Genomic DNA, 18,060 nt, shown 5'->3' with positions numbered 1-18,060 from the left:
CGCGAGCCTTGGCACGCGCGGGACACCGCTGTTCTCACCCCGGCTCCTGGCGCCTCACCAGGCGGGGCGCACCACCCGTCGTTCCCACCCGGTCGAGGTACGCCCCAGCAAGCTCGGGGCATCATCCATTCCCCTCCCCACCCCCAACTGTCAACACCATCGGGCTTCGGGATGGGGACCCCACACCCGCGACGCGGCAACCCCGACCCGGACCGCACTCCCAGCGGGCAACGGATGGGACCGCACCAGGAGATGGAGCGTCGCGGCGGTGGGACCGGCAGGCTCCGGGATGGGACCGCAGTCGAAGTCAACGGCACCTGTGGGATGGATCCGAACAAGCAGCGCGGATCAGGGCTCGGAGAGCTCGTCGGGCCGGGGGAGGCCGCACAGCCGGTACTCCCACCCGGTGCCCGGGCGGTAGTCGAGCTGGTAGTGGGTCTCGATCTTGGGCCCGTCGTGCAGGTGGACGTGCCGCATGACGCTGCCGCACACCGGGTCGGCGATGCCCAGCTCCTGCACCCTGCCGTCGAGCGGCCCGCCGAAGAAACGCACACTCGCTCCGGTCATCGCCACCCTCCTCGCCCGACGCGGTTCCGCCCATCGTAGGCGAGCCATCCGGCCCGGCACCGCCCACAGATGGGTGATCGAGGCTGGTCCGAACGGGCTCCTCGGGGCCTACGCCCGGTACCGCCGGCCGGCCGATCGATGTGCTCAGCCGCGCTCGAGGTAGGTGAGCACCGCGCGCACCCTGCGGTGCTCCTCGGTGCTGGCCTCCAGGTTGAGCTTGGCGAAGATGTTGCCGATGTGCTTCTCCACCGCGCCGTGCGACACGACCAGGCGGTTCGCGATCGCCGTGTTGGACAGTCCCTGCGCCATCAGCCCGAGCACCTCCCGCTCACGGGCGGTGAGCGCGTCGAGCGGGTTCTTCCGGCCGCGTGCCATGAGCTGCGCGATCACCTCCGGATCGATCGCCGTGCCGCCGGCCGCCACTCGGCGCACCGCGTCCAGGAAATCGGCCACGTCCGCCACCCGCTCCTTGAGCAGGTAGCCGACCCCGCCGGCGCCACCGGCGAGCAGCTCCACGGCGTAGCTCTCCTCGACGTACTGGGACAGCACCAGCACCGGAAGGCCGGGCTGCACCTCCCTGGCCCGCAGCGCCGCGCGCAGGCCCTCGTCGGTGAACGTCGGCGGCATCCGGACGTCGACGATCGCCAGCTGCGGCCGGTGCTCCTCGACGGCGCCGATCAGGTCGTCGCCGTTGTCCACCGCGGCGACGGTCTGGATGTCCTCGTCGGCCAGCAGCCGCTGCACCCCCGCCCTCAGCAGGACGGCGTCCTCGGCGATCACGACACGCATGGAGCCTCCTCAGGGGAGTCGCCGAGGGCTTGCGGGGGTCTGGGGGTCGCCCCCCGGAGGACAACTGTCTCGGCGATGACCACACGCATTGCTTCCCCCATCGGTTGGATGTCACCAGCTGCACGGCAGGTCGGCGCGGATCACCGTGGGGCCGCCGGGTGGGCTGACCACGGTGATGACGCCGTCGATCGTCGCGGCGCGGTCGGCGAGGCCGGCGAGACCGCCGCCGGGCCGCATCTCGGCGCCGCCGCGACCGTTGTCGGTGACCTCGACGGTCACGGTGTCGCCGGAGCGGCGCACCCGGACTCGTGCCTCGGTCGCCCCGGCGTGCTTGGCCACGTTGGTGAGCGTCTCCCCGACGATGAAGTAGGCCGTGGTCTCCACCGCGGCCGGCGGCCGTGGCTCGACGTCGACGTCGACGTCCACCGTGATCGGCGATCGGGCGGCCTGCGCGGACAGCGCGGCGTCCAGACCGCGGTCGGCGAGCACCGCCGGGTAGATCCCGCGGGCCAGGTCGCGCAGCTCGGAGACCGCGAGCTTGGCATCGGAGTGCGCCTCGTCCAGCAGCTCCCGCACCTCGCTCGGGGCGCCGTCCAGCTTCGCCTTCGCCCTGCCCACGCTCATCGCGACGGCGACGAGGCGCTGCTGCGCGCCGTCGTGCAGGTCCCGCTCGATCCGCCGCCGCTCGGCCTCGGCGGCGTCCACGCCACGGGCCCGGGAGGCCTGCAGGCGCTGTGCGCGCGCGGCCAGCCGCTGCGCGCGGGGCGGGCCGAGCAGGGCGAGCGCGAGCTCACCGTGCAGCCAACCCAGCCACGGCACCACCCAGATGCCCAGCGGGAGCAGGATCACGCCGGCCAGGCCGAGGGCGAACTCGAGCACTCCGAGTGGAAGGCACAGCAGGAGGTAGGCCAGGTCCCGCCAGGTGGTCGGGTCGGTGAGCTGGACGCGCCACCGGCGCAGCACGTTGCCCTCGGCCGGCAGCCGGTCGGCGTCGGGCACCGGGCAGTCCAGCATCGTCCGCACCCAGCGGCGCTCGACGTCACCGAACCAGCGGACCAGCGCGGTGACGCCGAACAGGATGGGCAGACCGATCCAGATCACCGTGGCGGCGACGCCGATCGCGATGCCGGCCACGGCGAGCACGAACTGCGCCAGGCGCAGCGGGAAGCTCGCGACCATGAAGCCGACGGCCCTGACCGCCCCCGGGCGGGGCTGGTCGCGCCCCGCGTCGGCTTCGGACACCCCGCCTCCCTCGCTCCCGTGGATCACCATTCTGACACCGGGCGCGCCGGGTGCGGGTGCCGAGCCGCGGCCTCAGTACGGTGCCCCACCGGCCCGAGCAGGGCGCGGGCGAACCGGACGTGACCACGGGCCAGCGTCCTGGTCAGCGCCATCGCCAGCACCGTCACCAGCGCTCCCATCGCCGCCCACGGCAGGGCCGCCAGCGTGGAGTCGACGGTGATCCAGCGCACGTCGTAGGCCGGGAAGAAGTGGGCGCCCTCGGGGAGGAACCGGAAGTAGATCGGCAGCGTGAGCAGGGCCAGCCCGACCGACCAGAACACCACCACGAGCACGAACTCCACCACCCCCAGCGGGAACAGCAGGAGCAGGTAGGCCAGGTCCCGCCAGGTGGCGCCGTCGCGCAGGCGGGCCTTCCAGCGTTCCCGCTGACCGCCCTCGGGCAACGACCGGTAGGGCGTCTCGATGCCGACGCCGAGCAGACCGGCGCTGCGGGCCCGCTCGAGGTGGGCGCCGCCACGGGTCAGGAGCACGGCCAGCGCCAGGATCGGCACGCCGACCCAGATGACGGCGGTGCCGATGCCGACCGCCGACAGGGTCAGCAGCAGGACGAACCAGAAGACGCCCAGGGGCAGGTTCATCAGCAGGTAGGCAAGCGACCCGCCGACCGGGGGCCGGCGTGCGCCGTCGTGCTGGGGGCGGACCGGAGCCATGGTTCGGCGTCCTTCCTCTCGTGGCCGAGCTCACGGCCCGGGCCGGCGTGGCCTGAAGGGGAACGCACCAAGAATGGCCTGGTGAGCCCGTCGGGAGCGATGGTGCGGGCCGCCGTCCCGGGGTGGGGTCAACCCCACCCCGCCGGGCGCGTGGCCACGCGCCCGGCGGGGGAAATATGCGGCTTGCCCGCCGCGTTAGACTGGGTGGCAGGCCAACAACCAGCCCGAGGGGGTGAACGGTTTCGACTCTGGACGTTGCTTCAGGGGAAGCGTGCCGGTGCAGGCGAGAGACCACCGTAAGCGTCGTCGCACTAAAACAAGCGCCAAGACGAATAGTCAGCGCGACTTCGCCCTCGCCGCCTGAGCGAGTGCGAGTCTGTCGGCCCGGGTAAGCCTCCGACCCGGTCTGCCGGCATCAGCTAGGAGGCTCACCGCCGGTCCCGGCCACGGGGACCGGTTGGGACATTAACAGTGGCTGGGCCCGTCACACCGGCTTGTTCGCGTGACCGGTGGGGCCGAGTAGAGACACAGCGAACTGCGCACGGAGAAGCCCTGGAAAGGCGCCAGAGGACCCGGGTTCGATTCCCGGCACCTCCACACGTCGGCGGCGAGTGCTCGCGGAGAGCGCTCGCCGTTTCGTGTTCCGGTCCTCGCAGTGGGGGGCCGAGCCCCCCCACACCCCCCCACGGTGCGAGCTCCCCACCTCTGGCGAGCGCTGGTGACGTTGGTCGTGAACCAGCCATGTGCTTGGGCGCTTCGCTCGCTGGCGCTCGCTTGCTGGGTACACGGCGGGGGTGGTAGGCGCCTTGTGGGTGAGGGTGCGTTTGGCTGGGGCTGGCTCTGGGACTTCTGGGGCGCTTCGCTCGCTGGCGCTCGCTTGCTGGGGCCACGCGGGGGGTCGGTAGGCGGGCCGGGTGGGTTGGCTGTGGGTGGCCTTGGCTTGGCTATGTGCGGCCTTGGTGGTCGCTTCGCTCGCTGGCGCTCGCTTGCTGGGTACACGGCGGGGGTGGTAGGCGGATGGGTGCGTGTCCCCCCGTTCGGGGCGAGATCTACGATCGAGAGCCCGAGATCTACGTTCGGGGTGGCGAGGTCTTCGTTCCGGGCGGCGAGATCTTCGTTCGCCAGGCTGGGGCGTTCCTGGGGGCCCGAGGTGGGGTCCGGTCCGTGGGCGGCTACCCGAGGTCGCCTTCGGCTCGCGTCCTGCCACGTGGGACCCGTCCCACGTCAATGCCGCCCTCAGGATTGCGGGACGCGGGGAAACGGGGCGTACCACTGGTTCACGCGGGTTTGGATCACGCCCAGCTTGTCCAGCTCGGCGCCGGCACGGCCGTGGAAGGCCACGATCTGCCAGCCGGGGGGTGCGGTGTGGGTCCCCGTCGACGAGGTCGGGGTACCGCCGGACAGCACCCTGCCCAGATTGGTGCGGAACCGGACGTGGAAGATCCGCGTGCGGCCGTCCTTCTGCCCGGTGTCCAGCGTGATCTCCGTAAGATACTCGCCGGGCGACAGCGTGAGCGCACGCTCCGTTCCACCGCTTCCGCCGTGCGCGAACACCGTCCCGTCGGCCAACGTGGTGGACACGGCGTCGACGCGTTCGCCCGAGCGGATCGCCACCCTGCTCACCCGCGCCGGAACCGGAACCCGATCGACGTCGGTGAAGGGAACGCCGTGCGGACCGCCGACCTGGTCGGTGAGGCGCAGGCTCTCGTCAAGGCTCCACCGCAGGGTGGCGGCGATCGGGTAGTGGTCGGACAGCGGCTTGCCTTCCGCGTCGAGGAACCGACCGTGCTCGTTGCGGTAGTCGGTCGCGGTCAGCCGGACGTATCGGTTCCCCCGGTAGAGGATCTTGTCCACCACCTCGCAGACGTCCGTGACGTTGTCCGGGTCGCACACCAGTGCCGGGCTGCCCGCCGCCGGAGCCCGGCCCTCGCGCTCCAACTGGACCCAGGCATCGGTCAGTCCGTTGGCGACGACGAGCTCGCGGATGTTGTCCTCGGCGCGGGTGTACCGGGTGTTGGTGTCACCCATCACGACGACGGCGTTGCCCGCCGAGTACGTGGCGATGAACGCCGAGAGCTGGCTGATGTTCGACCGCCGGGCGGCCAGGTCGGCGGGGGACACCCCGGCATTGGGATGCAGGTTGTAGAAGTCGACGTAGGCGCCCTCGGCGAGCCTGATCCGCGAGAACGAGAACCCCTTCGGCGTGAGGCAGTCCGTGCCGTTGCAGGCGTTCCAGCGGACTCGCGCGAAGTCGGCGTAGGGGTGATGGGAGAGGGTGTTCAGTCCGTCACCGAGGCCGGCGCCGCCGCTGGTCGGGGTCCGGTGCGGATGGCGGTTGGTGCGGTACAGCGCGGCGTGGTAGTTGAAGTCCTCCTGGACGTGCACGACGTCGTAGGCGTTGATGTGCTCCCCGATGACCGGGGTGTTCCTCTCCGGATCACTGCCGGACAACAGTTCGGGCAGGCCGGCGATGTTGTAGGTGAGCACGGAGAACTGCCCGCCGGTGGCCGCCGGCTCCGCCGCGGCGGAGTCCACCGGGCCCGCCGGGGACGCCACCGCGAGAACGGCGGCGGCGCGGAGCGTTCCGATCCGCATCAGGCAATCCTGCCGGTGCCGATGGTGGATCGTCCAGGGAGTCACTCGAGGACGGCGAAGCGGATGTCGACGTTGACATGCGCGACGCCGTGGGGGGCGAACGGCACGTCAGGTAGCCCCCGGCCACGCCGGACCGGCCGGCGGCTCGCGGCGGCCGGCGGCGGCGCACCGAGCACGGTGGCCGCCGTGCCCACTCTCGCCGTTCACCGCACCCCCGTGCCTTCCGTCGACCTGGCGATCTGGGTGCCGTGATCGGTGGCCACGGACGAGAAGTACCGTGCACGAGCGGTGCGCACTCGTGCCGTCGGGCCGCGGAGGGTCGTGGGCCGCCGAAGGCTGGACGCGCGACCCGCCGCGGCCCGGACGTCATCGGCCGCGCCGCGGGTGCCGGTCAGCGGACCGCGAGGCCGGCGACCCGCGCGGGGGCCGGCGGGATGCGGAACATCTCGGCGAACCGGGTCAGCAGCTCGGGGCTGCCGGTGACCCGCACCGCGCCGCTGTCCAGTGCCTGGCGCGGCGTCATCTCCCCGGCCAGCATCGGCTTGATCGAGCCCATCGGCACGATCACCAGGTCCGCGTCCGGGTACGCACCCTCGGCCACCTTGAGCATGCCGTCGTCCACCATCGCGTGCACCACCATGTTCCCGTAGTGGACCTCGTAGGTCACGTGCGCTCCGGCGGCGTACTCCGGCCGGAAGGTGGTGTACAGCGACAGGATCGCCGAGTCCAGGGTGAAGACGTCATCCATCCCGGGCTCGCCCAGCGACCGCGCACCCCACAGCCCGAGCTGCAGCATGATCGGCTCCAGCTCGTTGCCGTACTCGGTTAGCTCGTAGACCACCGCGGCGTCGAGCTGCGGCAACACCCTCCGGCGGATCACTCCCGCCTGCTCCAGCTCGTTGAGCCGGGCGGACAGGATGCTCGCCGGGATCTTCGGCAACGTCTGCCGCAGGTCGGTGTACCGCTTCGGCCCCAGTAGCAGGTCCCGCACGACGAGCAGCGACCACCGCTCGCCCACGAGCTCCAACGCTCGCGCCACACCGCAGAACTGCCCATAGGTTCGACCAGTCATGATGCTCCCATAATCGTTTTCCGCTGTCGTTGAGTTGTGGTTGTCGGTGTCGACGGGGCGTCGGGACTCGGTGGGGGCACGGTCAGCACCTCGCCAGCCAGCTCTACACCGTCCAGTGTGTACGGAAGGGCTCGAGAAGCCCTCGACGATGCCACGACGTCTCCCGCTCGCCCTCCTGGCTGGTGACGATCGCCCGGCACGGCAGAAGAGGACAGCGTGCCGGATCTGGTGGCGGTTCGTGCCGTCAGCATGCCGTGGCCGCCCTTCCGTCCGAGGGGTCCTCCCGAACCGGATAATCCGGCAGCGGGAACCGGTGGCACAGCCGCGTCACCGCGTCCCGCACCCGCAGCCGCACCGCGTCGGGCAGCGAGTACTCCGTGTCCGACCGTGGCGTCACCGCGCCGAGCACGGTGTCCAGCAGCTCCGCGCAGCCGGCCATGTCGTCGGCCGACATCCCCCTCGCCGCCAGGACGTTGCTGCCCACCCGCAGGCCGCTGCCCACCTGTGGCGGCTTCACGTCGAAGGGCACGCGCGCTCGCGCGGTCAGCAGGCCGCACGACTCCAGCGCCGCCTCGGCCACCACGCCGGTCGTGCCGCGGGACATCACGTTCGTCACCACGAGGTGGTTGTCCGTGCCGTAGGTCAGCACGTCGTGCCCGTGGTCGAGCAGCACGGCGGCCATCCGCCGCGCCCCCGCCACCGCCCGCCGCGCCTGCCGGCCGAACCCCTCGGTGGTGACGTGCGCGAAGACCCTCGCCTTGGCCGCGACGGCGGCGGCGTCGGCGGCGCCCTGGGTGAGCGGGAACACCGAGCGCTGGACCAGTCGGCGTAGGGTGTGGTGCGCACCGGGCACCGGCGTGTCGGCGTCCTTGCCGAGCAGGATCACCCCGCCCCGCGCGCCGAGTTGAGCGGTGCTCGCCGTCGTGATGTGCGCGTCGTCCACGGGGTTGGGGTGCAGCCCCGCGGCGACCAGCCCGGCGACCTCCGAGATGTCGGCCAGTAGATAGGCGCCCACCTCGTCGGCGACGGCGCGGAACCGGGCGAAGTCCGGTGTCCGGGGATGGTCGCCGGCCGCGCACACGACGATCTTGGGCCGGAACCGCCGCGCCAGCCGCAGGAGTCGGTCGTCGTCGACCCTGCCCACCGTGTCGAAGCCGTAGCTGACCGCCGTGAAGTACCGGCCGGACACCGAGACCGGCGAACCGAGCGCGTGCTGCCCGCCGCCCGCCGGGTCCGGCACGAGGATCGTGTCCCCCGGCTCGAGCAGTCCGAAACAGACACTCGACCTGGCCGCGGTGCCGGAGTGCGGTTGCACGTTGGCGTGTCGGGCGGAGAACGCGGCCATGGCACGGTGCACCGCGAGCCGTTCGACCTCGTCGGCCTCCGCGCACCCGGCCCGAAGCCGGCGCCCGGGATACCCGTGGGCGGCGACTGTGCCGAGGGCGCCGGCACCGGCCAGCGCCGAGACGGGGCCGGCGCCGGCGGAGGCCACCAGTGAGAGGGTCCCGGCCTGCGCTCGCAGGTCATCGGCGAGCAGCTGGTAGAGCCGCGAGTCGGCCGCGGCCAGCGCTCGGACGGCCCGCTCGGCGAGCGCGGCCGGGCCGGGATCGGGTATCGGGGCGGTGACCGGGCCGCTCCGGAAAGGTGCGCTCATGGTCGGCTCCTCGCGGCCGTGCCGGGGACGGCATGCCGGGGTGGTACCGGTGTGGGGCCGGCGGAGCAGCACCGACACCGTCTACTGTGGATGAGGCTCAGGCGACGCGCTCGCCGGCGGAGAGCAGCTGGTGGTGCAGGTCCTGCAACTCCAGGCACGGCTCGAGACCGAGCTCCTCGTTCAGCTTGGCGCGCAGCTGCCGGTACGTGGCCAGCGCCTCGACCCGCCGCCCGCTGCGGCTGAGCACCTGCATCAGCTGGCTGTGCAGGCTCTCGTCCAGCGGGTTCGTGGCGACCAGGGACCGCAACTCGCCGATCAGGTCCCGGTGCATGCCCGCCTCGATCTCGGCCTGGAACCGCAGGTGCTGCACGGTACGGCGCTGTTCCTGCAGGTCCATCGCGTACGCCGAGAGCACCGGGCCGGAGTTCACGTTCGCCAGCGGGGGACCCCACCACAGCCCGAGTGCCGACCGGAACGCGGCGGCCGCCTCGGCGTGGCGGCGCTCGTCGAGCAAGGTCCTGCCCTGCTGACCGAACCGCTGGAAGGCAAAGACGTCGATCTGGGCGGAGGCGACGTGCAGCACGTAGCCCGGCGGCTTCGTGGCGAGGATCTCGTCGCCGTCGGCGGCGAGCCCGTTCTCCTCGATGCACCGGCGCAGCTGCCAGATGTAGGTCTGCATCGTGGTACGGACGCTGCGCGGCGGGTTGTCCGCCCAGAGCTCCTTAATGATCAGCTCGGCGGGCACGACCTTGCCGGGCCTGAGCAGCAGCATCGCGAGCAGCTGGAGGATCTTGGGCGCGGTCGGTGCGTGGTCGCGGCCGTCCTTCCGCACCTCCAGAGGACCGAGCAGGGTGAAGCTGACGTCTCTGTCGTCGGGTGTCATCGGGGTGTCCTGGGGGGCGGGTTCGGCGGCCATCGCGGGTGCTCCCATCTGTCACACCGCCGCGGGCCGTTCCACCCAGGTCGTCCGTGCGCCCAGCGGCGGTCGATCTTCTCGGAACCCTCGCAGAAGACCGGCGTCCGGCGGGAGTGCCAGTGCCACGAGTACGACCGTGAATCACACCCGTTGGGCCTATGAGAAAGCCACGTACGGCGCATGAGCCGAGCACTGGCAGTAGCCGTGATGGCCGACACAGAATCCTCTAGCCACCGCGACACCGGATCGCAACATCCGAAAGTCGCAACACATGGCAAGTCCGCAAGACCCGAAAGGATGGGGATTCCCATGCAGCAGCCAGGCGCTCGCCCAGTGAACCACGTCGGTGGGACGGTGCTCGACACCACCCCCGGAGTTCACCCGATCGAGTTCACCATCGACGAGTTCGACCAGTGGAGCAACCCGAGAACACTGCACCTCGGCCTTTCGCAGTGGACCAAGGCGGAGCGCTCTGAGAGAGCCGCCTGATGGATCTCGGCTCCATGGCCGAGCGCTTGGTGGGGTTCAAGCGTCACCTGCGAACCGAGGTCAGTCTCGACCAGGGCGCCTTCCTGTTCTCGGAGCGCGGGGTCACGGCCCTGCGTGGAGCGCAGATCGGGGCGCTGGTCGCACTGCTCGACGGCACGCGGGACCTCGCGACCGTGCTCGGGGCCAGACCGGGTGGGATGGGTGCCGACCAGGTTCGGCACGTCCTCACCCGGCTGGCCCGGGCCGGGCTCCTCGCCTTCCGCCCGCCGAACGCGCAGGGGAGTGCCGAGCCGGCGCTCGCCTACTGGGACGCGTGCGGTATCGACCCGGACGTACGCGACACCACGAAGCGGGTCAACCTGGTCACCGCCGGCGCACCGGGGGACACCGCCGCGGTCTCCGCCGCCCTGGAGGCGGCGGGGCTCCAACTGAGCGCGGGCGACTCCGATGTCTCCCTGGTGCTGTGCGACGACTATCTCCATCCCGACCTGGCGGAGATCGACGCCGCGCACCGAGCGACCGGCCGGCCGTGGCTGCTCGCCAAGCCGATCGGTGCCCAGGTCTGGATCGGGCCGATCTTCCAGCCGGGCGAATCGGCGTGCTGGCACTGCCTCGCTCACCGCCTCTGGCGCCACCGGCACGCGGAGGCGTGCGTCCAGTCGATGCTCGGCCGCCGCGGCCCCGCGCCCCGCGCGGCGGTGTCGGTGCCCCCGCTCGCCGCGGCGGCCGCCAACCTCGTCGCGCTGGAGCTGGTGAAGTGGCTCGGTGGCCACCGCCACCCCGGGCAGCGGTCCGTGTGGACCTTCGACAGCCTCGACCTCGGTGGCCGGTTCCACGAGCTGAGGGCCCGGCCGCAGTGCTCGGAGTGCGGTGACGTCTCGCTGATGGCCCGGCAGGCCCGGCGGCCGGTACGGGTGCCGCCGACGCCGAAGGTCACCGGCGCGGGTGGTGGGCACCGTAGCCTTCGACCCGAGCAAGTCCTCGAGCGCTACCGCCACCTGATGAGCCCGGTGACCGGCGTGATCAAGGAGATCACCCGGGACCCGCGCGGTCCCGCCTCGTTCCACTCGTTCCGCTCCGGCCCGAACCTCGGCGCGCGGGTGGGTGACCTGGACTCGGTGTACCGGGGGCTGCGCGACGAGAGCGGTGGCAAGGGCGTGACCGCCCTCGACGCGGAGGTGGGCGCGCTGTGCGAGGCGGTGGAACGCCACAGCGGCCGGTTCCACGGCGACGAGGAGCGGGTCCGTGGCAGCCTGCGCTCGCTGGGCGAGCGGGCCATCCATCCCAACGAGTGCCTGCTGTTCGACGAGCGCCAGTTCCGCGGGCGTGCCGAGTGGAACGCCACGCACGGCCCGTTCCAGCACGTCCTCGAGGTCTTCGACGAGACCGCGGAGACGGACTGGACACCGGTGTGGTCGCTGACCCACGAGCGGCACCGCCTGCTGCCCACCGCGATGCTCTACTACGGGGCGCCCGGTGGCTCGAACGCCGGGGCGTTGTCCGCCGACTCCAACGGCAACGCCGCCGGCAGCAGCCTCGCCGACGCCGTGCTGCAGGGGCTGCTCGAGCTGGTGGAGCGGGACGCGGTGGCGCTGTGGTGGTATAACCGCACGTCCCAGCCCGAGGTGGACCTCGACGCGTTCGCCGACCCGTGGCACGTCGAGATGCGGGAGCTCTACTTCGAACTGGGACGCGAGCTCTGGGTGCTCGACCTCACCGCGGACCTCGGTGTCCCGGTCATGGCGGCGGTGTCACGGCGTCGGTCCACGCGGCGGGAGCACATCCTGTTCGGATTCGGGGCGCACCTGGACCCGCGACTGGCGCTGCGCCGCGCGCTGACCGAGCTGAACCAGCTCATGCCCGCCACGCTGGCGGCCGACTCGTCGGACGAGATACCCACGACCGACCGGGACGCGCGGCACTGGTGGGAGCACGCCACGGTGGCCAACCAGCCCTACCTGCGGCCCACCACCGGCGAGGCCGCCCGGGGCCCGGACGCCTTCGACTATCGGCCGCGGACCGACCTCGCGGCGGATGTCGACGCGCTCGTCGCGGCGCTGGGAGAGCGCGGGCTGGAGACATTCGTGCTCGACCAGACCCGGCCGGACATCGCGCTTCCCGTGGTGAAGACGATCGTGCCGGGACTGCGACACTTCTGGGCGCGATTCGGGCCCGGTAGGCTTTTCGAGGTTCCGGTCCAGCTCGGCAGGATTTCCCGGCCGACCCCGTACGAGGAACTCAATCCAATGCCGATGTTCCTGTGAACGAGCGGCCCGATTCCCGGAGGAGAACGAGGTGGATTCCTCGTCGAACCGTTCCGTTCCGGCTACCGTCCGACGGTGGTCGCTGAGCGAGGACACGCTGGTGGAAGGCGATCCCGACGGCCCACTGCAGGTCGTCAGCCGATGGGGCGAGGTGCACTTGGGTGGTGCGGACGAGGTCGTTCGGGAGTTGCTGCGCCGGATGAGCTTCGGGCCGGTGTCGCTGGCCAACATCGCGCGGGGCACCGGCGCGGTGGAGCAGCGATTGACCGGCGTGCTGGAGCTGCTCGGCGGGTCGTTGGTGCACTCGCTCGCGCTGCACGACGGCCAGGCCCCGCTGCTGTCCGCGGTGCCGGTCTCGCCGACCGCCGCGTTCCGCTCGGCGCCGATCCCACCGGGGCGGCCGGTGCGGCTGTCCCGGTTCGCCACGCTGCGGACTGTCGAGGGTGAGCTGGTGGTGGACGCGCCGGGTGCCTCCTACCAGGTGCATCTGCACCAGCCCCTGGCCACCCGGGTCGCCGCGGCACTGGGCGTGCCCGCGCCGGTCCACCAGCTCCGGCCCGGTTCGCCGGCGCCCACCCCGGTGGTCGCCGACATCGTGGAGTTCCTGGTCGCGGCCGCCGTCGTGGTCGTCGGCGAGCCGGACGGCCACTTCGCCGAAGACCGCGACCCGGTGCTGCGGTTGTGGGCGCACCACGAGCTGCTGTTCCACACCCGCAGCAGGTCCCGGCACGCGGATCCGCCGTCGGAGGCACTCGTCAGCGGTGCGCTCGCCGCGCCGCCGACGGTGTGCAAGCCGGTGCCGGCGGGAAAGCGGTTCCCGCTACCGCGGCCGGAGCCGCGCCCAGCCGGTGCGGACGAGCCCTCGCTGACGGCGCTGCTCGAGTCCGAGCACGGCTGCCCGGAGCTGTCGGACCGGATGCTGACCCTCGAGCAGCTGGGCGGGCTGCTCTACCGCAGTGCGCGAGTCAGGTCCGTGAGGCCGGCCTACCTGCACACCGGGACCAGTCACGAAGCGTCGCAACGGCCGTACTTCAACGTCGCGTGCCTCTACGAGCTCGAGATCTACGTCAGCGTCGGGCGGTGCGCCGGGCTGCCCGAGGCCGTCTACCACTACGACCCGCTGGACCACGTGCTGACCATGGTCAATGACGACCGCGCGGCACCGGGCATTCTGCTGGACATGGCCAAGGTCGCGGCGGGCGGCGTGCGCCGACCGCCCGCGCTGCTCACGCTCACCAGCAGGATGGAGCGCGTCGCCTGGATCTTCGGTGGGGCCGCCTACGCGACCACGCTCACCCACGTCGGCGCGCTGCAACAGACCCTCTACCTGGTGGCGAAGGCGATGGGACTGTCGGCGCACGCGGTTCCGGTCGACGCCAGCGGAACGGTGGACCGATTGTTGCGCATCGACTCCCCAGCCGAAGTCAGCGTTGGGGAGTGCGTCCTCGACTCTCTCGGCTGAACGAGCGAACACCGTGTTGCCGAACGGAATTCCAGTAGCGGGGAATGACGCGGCGGGCCGAGCGACAGGCCGAGCGCGGAGGTCTCGTTACGGCAATTGCTCCGTTGTCTCGGGTTACGTAGGGTCGAGCCAGGTCAGTTGCGTTACGCGGCTGCGAGGGGAGACGCAATGAACGACGCGGGCCGCGACCAGGGAACCGTACGCCAATCGAGTGCCGATGATACGACGAACAGAGCAGTGGATCGGGTCTTCGCGTCGGAAAGCTCGGTGGGTGTGGACGACCGGCTGGGGGTGAGCCTGGCACCGAGGATGGCGTACGGCATCGTGACGGCCGTCTTCGCGACGCTCGCCGTCGTCTCCGTGCTCAGCCTGTTGCGCGTGAACGAACCTCCGGTCCAGGTCGCCCTCGGCGCGGTCTACGTGGCCGCGCTGCTGGCGCTGCAACTCGGCTACATCAGCCGGCCCAAGCTCCGCTTCCGCCCCATGCCGACCGCGATGGTCCTGACGGCGCAGGCCGCGCTGGTCTATCTGCCCATCCTGCAGTACGGCTACACCTGGGTCGGAGTCCCGGGCTTCCTGGTCGGCAGCCTGTTGGTCGCGCTGACTCCCAAGGTCGCGATACCCCTGGCGGCGGGAGTCGTGGCGAGCATCGGTGGGTTGGGACTGCGGTACGACCAGGATCCGTTGACCGTGGTCCACCTGATGATCTCGGTGGTCATCACCGGCTTGGTCGTGTTCGGTCTCACCCGCCTGGTCCGCCTGGTCCACGAGCTGCACGCCGCCCGGGGCGAGCTGGCCCGGCTGGCGGTGGCCGAGGAGCGGCTGCGGTTCGCCCGTGACGTGCACGACCTGCTCGGGCTCAGCCTGTCCGCGATCGCGCTGAAGTGCGAGCTGGCGGACCGGCTGCTCAAGGACCATCCCGACCGCGCGCGGTCCGAGCTCGCCGAGATCCTGGCCGTCTCCCGGCGCGCGATGGCCGATGCCCGCGCGGTCGCCAGCGGGTCCCGCGACCTCTCGTTCGAGGAGGAGTGCCAGGCCGCGCGATCCCTGCTCAGCGCGGCCGACATCGACGTGCGGCTCGAACGCGAGGTGCGGGACCTCCCCCGGCCGGTGGGCAGCGTCCTCGCCACGGTGCTGCGCGAGGGGGTGACCAACGTGCTGCGGCACAGCAAGGCGGAGCGCTGCGACATCACCGTCCGGAGAGTCGACCGGGTGGCCCTGCTGGAGATCGTCAACGACGGGGTCGAGCGTGATCCGCAGCCGAGTCGGGGCAGCGGGATCCGCAACCTCTCGCATCGCGTGGAGACGCTGGGCGGGTCGCTCACCGCGGCTACCGAGTCCGACGGGGAGTTCCGGCTGCGCGCGGAGGTGCCGCTGGCCGGGACCGTGCCGGTCGGCTGACCCGCCGGGTCACAGCCAGTCCGACTCGCGGGCGATCCGGATCGCGTCCACCCGGTTGCGGGCGTTGAGCTTGTTCACCACCGTCGTCAGGTAGTTCCGGACGGTCCCGGGGGAGAGGAACAGCTGGGCGGCGATGTCCGCGGCGTTGTGGCCGGCGGCTGCCAGCCGGAGGATCTCCAGCTCCCGCCTGGTCAGCGGGCAGTCGGCGGTGTCCCAGGCGGTGAGGGCGAGCTGGCTGTCCACCACCCGCCGGCCGGCGGTCACGTCCCGGATGGCGTTCGCGAGCTTGTCCGCGGGCGCGTCCTTGAGCATGAAGCCGTTGACCCTGGCGGCGAGCGCCCTGCGCACGGTGGCGGGCCGGCCGAGGCTGGTCAGGATCAGGGTGCGGCAGTCCGGGAGCGCCTCGTGGATCTCGGTCGCCGCGGTCAGCCCGTCCTTGCCGGGCAGGTCGATGTCGATGACCGCGACATCGGGCCGGTGCTTGTGGGCGGTCGGCAGGATCTCGTCCCCAGACGCCACGTCGGCGACCACCTCGATGTCCGGCTCCAGGCCCAGCAGCGCGATCAACGCGCCGCGAACCATGTGCACGTCCTCGGCCAGCAGGACCTTGATCAATGTCCGCCCTTCGTTCTCGCCTCGTCCGAACGGAGTCACTCCGTTCGGGCTATGTCCTTACTGCATTCGGGTAGGTCTGTTGACAGACGGTGCCGTTTTCAGCTCCTACCCGGCTCACCTATTACTGATTCACCTCGCCCTCGAACCCACTTTGACCTCCCAAAGAGCCCTGTGGGTCATGCTAGCTCCATCACTCGAGATCACGGCGCGATAAGGGATAACCGCATCACCGGACCGGTGGAAGGCGTGCTCCGGTGGAGGGACCCTGAGCCTCGCGGACGCCAGCTCGGGTAGTCGGGCTGACGGATCGTTCGTCGACCGGCACGGCATCTCCCGGCACCGACCCGGGGGTGACGGGACAGGGGCCTGATCCCGTCTTCGACGTGGCAAGGAGGGGCCATGCAGCTTCCTGTCCAGCAGGTGATCAAGGCGATGCGGGAGCGCTACTTCGACCCGATCACGCTTGAGGAGCTGGCGGCGGAGGTGTTCGTCAGCCAGTTCCACTTCTCCCGCATCTTCGCGAAGGCGACGGGGGTGACGCCGGGCCGCTACCTCACCGCGATCCGGATGTTCGAGGCGAAGCGGTTGCTGTTGACCACTTCGCTGACCGTGTCCGACATCGTGTGCAGCATCGGCTACAGCAGCGTCGGCACGTTCACCACCCGGTTCACCAGGGCCGTCGGGATGACCCCCACCCAGTACCGCGACCCGGCGGTGGGTGAACTTCTGCTCGCGCTCGCCCACGACTTCTTTCGGCTGCCTTCGCTGGAGGCCCTGCGCAACGCCGGCAAGAGCTGTACGTCGAGACCGCACCCGGGAAGCACCACGATCACCGGAGTTCTCGAGCTGCCGCCGGCGGTCTGCCCCGCGCACGTGCTGGTCGGTGTGTTCCCCGAACGGATTCCGCAGTGCGGCCCGGTCGCGTTCACCGCGTTGCCGTACACCGGCTCCACCCGGATGACCATCCCGAACGTCCCGCCGGGCCGCTGGCACGTCATCGCGGCGGCGGAACGGGCGGACGGCCTCCCCGGCAGACCGGTCTACCTCGGCACGACACGTCATCAGGTGACCGTGGTGCGGGGCCGGCCGGTGCACATCCACCTGCGCCTGCGGGAACTGCAGCCCACCGACCCGCCGATCGCCATCACGCTGGCCACCCAGACCTCCTCCGACAGCGGTCGGCTGAACGTGCCCCGCCGCCCCGCGTTGCGGATCGCCGCCTAAGCCAGAACCAGCAGGGCGCGCCGGCGTCCCCGCCCAAGGAGGCTCTGATGTCCACGTTCCTCGGCACGCTGCGCCGGTACTTCCTGGCGCCCTCCCTGACCGACGTGAGCTTCCGGGCCCGTGGCTTTCCTCCGGCCGAGCCGGAGGCGGTCGAGCGGTTAGAACGCATCCCGCAGGCCGTGGTGTGCGGGTTCGAGTGGGCGGTCGAGGCGCCCGCGCTGGAGGAGATCGAACGGCGCCTGGCCATGGTGGAGCCGGAGCTGCGCGGGTTCGCCTACGAGGGCGCCGCGATGGCGTTCTCGATTGTGGACTCCATGCCCGGCGGGCGGAGGGACCGAACCGCCGAGCTGCTGTCCGGTCCCGGCCGGCCGCACCTCTTCCTCACCTACATCGGCATCGGGTTCGCCATGGCCCGGCTTCCGCGCCCACTGTGGAAGGCGGTGCTGCCGGACCTGCCCGGCGAGCGCTACCACCCGACGATGACCTGGCTGGCGGTCGACGGCTACGGGTTCGACCGGGCCTACTTCGACACCCGCCGCTGGGTTGACGAGCAGCGGGTGCCGAGGCCCTACCCGTGGGCGGGCGCCCCGGACTACTTCCCGCGGGCGGTGGACCAGGGCATCGGCAGGGCGCTGTGGTTCATCCACGGGGCCAGGGCCGGTGACGTGGCGGTGGCCGTCGAACGGTTCGGCCCGCACCGCTGGGCCGACCTGTGGAGCGGGGTGGGACTGGCCGCCACCTTCGCCGGTGGCTGCCCGCCCGACGACCTCGCCAAGCTGCGGATCCTGGCCGGTTCGCACGCCGCTGACCTGGCGCTGGGCGCGGTGTTCGCGGTGAAGGCCCGGGACCACGCCGGCCACCTGCCGCCGCACACCGCGCCGGCCCTCACCGCCGTGGCCGAGCTGTCGGTCGCCGACGCGGTGGCGCTCGCCGACCGCACGGAGGTCACGGCGGACTCGTCCGACCCCGCCGACCCGGCCGTTCCTCCGTACGAGCTGTGGCGACGGGCGATCCGGTCGCATTTCGACGACAAGTGACCGGGTAACGACCGGTCCGCATT

Annotated in this window: 15 protein-coding genes and 1 other RNA gene; 7 read left to right on the top strand and 9 right to left on the bottom strand. The window is 71.5% G+C overall.

Annotated elements, in window-relative coordinates; genetic code table 11:
* Positions 1–348: 348 nt before the first annotated feature.
* The 4 genes from BM051_RS04665 to BM051_RS04650 form a co-directional block, all read right to left on the bottom strand.
* Entirely contained in the window at positions 349–567 is a 219-nt protein-coding gene (locus BM051_RS04665) for a hypothetical protein (protein ID WP_092528240.1), read from the bottom strand.
* 144 nt (positions 568–711) lie between these two features.
* On the bottom strand, positions 712–1,356 hold the full coding sequence (locus tag BM051_RS04660; protein ID WP_092528238.1) for a response regulator transcription factor: 645 nt from the start codon (positions 1,354–1,356) through the stop codon (positions 712–714).
* A 111-nt stretch (positions 1,357–1,467) separates the two neighbouring features.
* Positions 1,468–2,598, bottom strand: a complete 1,131-nt coding sequence (locus BM051_RS04655) for a sensor histidine kinase (protein WP_092528556.1) — start codon at positions 2,596–2,598, stop codon at positions 1,468–1,470.
* A gap of 23 nt (positions 2,599–2,621) precedes the next feature.
* A complete protein-coding gene (locus BM051_RS04650; RefSeq protein WP_092528236.1) occupies positions 2,622–3,308 on the bottom strand; it encodes a sensor domain-containing protein in 687 nt (228 codons plus the stop codon).
* Positions 3,309–3,536: 228 nt separating this feature from the next.
* On the opposite strand from BM051_RS04650, the gene ssrA reads away from it, so the two are divergent.
* Positions 3,537–3,908: a transfer-messenger RNA gene (gene ssrA, locus BM051_RS04645) on the top strand.
* Positions 3,909–4,544: 636 nt separating this feature from the next.
* Here ssrA and BM051_RS04640 read toward each other — a convergent pair.
* From BM051_RS04640 to BM051_RS04625, 4 genes are all read right to left on the bottom strand, one after another.
* Positions 4,545–5,903, bottom strand: a complete 1,359-nt coding sequence (locus tag BM051_RS04640; protein WP_092528234.1) for a jacalin-like lectin — start codon at positions 5,901–5,903, stop codon at positions 4,545–4,547.
* Between the two features lie 391 nt (positions 5,904–6,294).
* A complete protein-coding gene (locus BM051_RS04635; RefSeq protein ID WP_092528232.1) occupies positions 6,295–6,975 on the bottom strand; it encodes a winged helix-turn-helix transcriptional regulator in 681 nt (226 codons plus the stop codon).
* A 244-nt stretch (positions 6,976–7,219) separates the two neighbouring features.
* A complete protein-coding gene (locus BM051_RS04630; RefSeq protein WP_208325949.1) occupies positions 7,220–8,629 on the bottom strand; it encodes a PLP-dependent aminotransferase family protein in 1,410 nt (469 codons plus the stop codon).
* Between the two features lie 97 nt (positions 8,630–8,726).
* The gene (locus tag BM051_RS04625) at positions 8,727–9,512 is read right to left on the bottom strand and encodes an AfsR/SARP family transcriptional regulator (RefSeq protein ID WP_092528552.1); all 786 of its coding nucleotides are present in this window, start codon (positions 9,510–9,512) and stop codon (positions 8,727–8,729) included.
* 387 nt (positions 9,513–9,899) lie between these two features.
* On the opposite strand from BM051_RS04625, the gene BM051_RS30285 reads away from it, so the two are divergent.
* From BM051_RS30285 to BM051_RS04610, 4 genes are all read left to right on the top strand, one after another.
* Positions 9,900–10,034: a hypothetical protein gene (locus BM051_RS30285; protein ID WP_279587046.1), complete on the top strand. Its 135-nt coding sequence runs from the start codon at positions 9,900–9,902 to the stop codon at positions 10,032–10,034.
* 14 nt (positions 10,035–10,048) lie between these two features.
* Positions 10,049–12,298: a TOMM precursor leader peptide-binding protein gene (locus BM051_RS04620; RefSeq protein WP_092528550.1), complete on the top strand. Its 2,250-nt coding sequence runs from the start codon at positions 10,049–10,051 to the stop codon at positions 12,296–12,298.
* 100 nt (positions 12,299–12,398) lie between these two features.
* The gene (locus tag BM051_RS04615) at positions 12,399–13,760 is read left to right on the top strand and encodes a SagB family peptide dehydrogenase (RefSeq protein WP_243859547.1); all 1,362 of its coding nucleotides are present in this window, start codon (positions 12,399–12,401) and stop codon (positions 13,758–13,760) included.
* Between the two features lie 267 nt (positions 13,761–14,027).
* On the top strand, positions 14,028–15,161 hold the full coding sequence (locus BM051_RS04610) for a sensor histidine kinase (protein WP_166677724.1): 1,134 nt from the start codon (positions 14,028–14,030) through the stop codon (positions 15,159–15,161).
* 9 nt (positions 15,162–15,170) lie between these two features.
* Here the strand turns inward: BM051_RS04610 and BM051_RS04605 are convergent, their stop codons facing one another.
* A complete protein-coding gene (locus BM051_RS04605) occupies positions 15,171–15,776 on the bottom strand; it encodes a response regulator transcription factor (RefSeq protein ID WP_092528226.1) in 606 nt (201 codons plus the stop codon).
* Positions 15,777–16,175: 399 nt separating this feature from the next.
* Here BM051_RS04605 and BM051_RS04600 point away from each other — a divergent pair, with 399 nt between their 5' ends.
* Positions 16,176–17,000 carry a helix-turn-helix transcriptional regulator gene (locus BM051_RS04600; protein ID WP_092528224.1) on the top strand — a complete coding sequence of 275 codons (825 nt, stop codon included), beginning with the start codon at positions 16,176–16,178 and terminating at the stop codon, positions 16,998–17,000.
* 47 nt (positions 17,001–17,047) lie between these two features.
* A complete protein-coding gene (locus BM051_RS04595; RefSeq protein ID WP_092528222.1) occupies positions 17,048–18,037 on the top strand; it encodes a DUF1702 family protein in 990 nt (329 codons plus the stop codon).
* Positions 18,038–18,060: the final 23 nt, after the last annotated feature.

Source organism: Amycolatopsis arida (assembly GCF_900115565.1).
GTDB classification, from domain to species: domain Bacteria; phylum Actinomycetota; class Actinomycetes; order Mycobacteriales; family Pseudonocardiaceae; genus Yuhushiella; species Yuhushiella arida.
The sequence above is the reverse complement of the archived record's forward strand: the minus strand, read 5'-3'. Positions and strand labels throughout refer to the sequence as shown.

What these genes read in the sequence shown, in the direction of transcription:
- BM051_RS04660 (WP_092528238.1), bottom strand. Translation starts at nt 1,356, where the DNA reads ATGCGTGTCGTGATCGCCGAGGACGCCGTCCTGCTGAGGGCGGGGGTG.
- BM051_RS04630 (WP_208325949.1), bottom strand. Translation starts at nt 8,629, where the DNA reads ATGAGCGCACCTTTCCGGAGCGGCCCGGTCACCGCCCCGATACCCGAT.
- BM051_RS04665 (WP_092528240.1), bottom strand. Translation starts at nt 567, where the DNA reads ATGACCGGAGCGAGTGTGCGTTTCTTCGGCGGGCCGCTCGACGGCAGG.
- BM051_RS04640 (WP_092528234.1), bottom strand. Translation starts at nt 5,903, where the DNA reads ATGCGGATCGGAACGCTCCGCGCCGCCGCCGTTCTCGCGGTGGCGTCC.
- BM051_RS04600 (WP_092528224.1), top strand. Translation starts at nt 16,176, where the DNA reads ATGCAGCTTCCTGTCCAGCAGGTGATCAAGGCGATGCGGGAGCGCTAC.
- BM051_RS04595 (WP_092528222.1), top strand. Translation starts at nt 17,048, where the DNA reads ATGTCCACGTTCCTCGGCACGCTGCGCCGGTACTTCCTGGCGCCCTCC.
- BM051_RS04635 (WP_092528232.1), bottom strand. Translation starts at nt 6,975, where the DNA reads ATGACTGGTCGAACCTATGGGCAGTTCTGCGGTGTGGCGCGAGCGTTG.
- BM051_RS04650 (WP_092528236.1), bottom strand. Translation starts at nt 3,308, where the DNA reads ATGGCTCCGGTCCGCCCCCAGCACGACGGCGCACGCCGGCCCCCGGTC.
- BM051_RS04620 (WP_092528550.1), top strand. Translation starts at nt 10,049, where the DNA reads ATGGCCGAGCGCTTGGTGGGGTTCAAGCGTCACCTGCGAACCGAGGTC.
- BM051_RS04625 (WP_092528552.1), bottom strand. Translation starts at nt 9,512, where the DNA reads ATGACACCCGACGACAGAGACGTCAGCTTCACCCTGCTCGGTCCTCTG.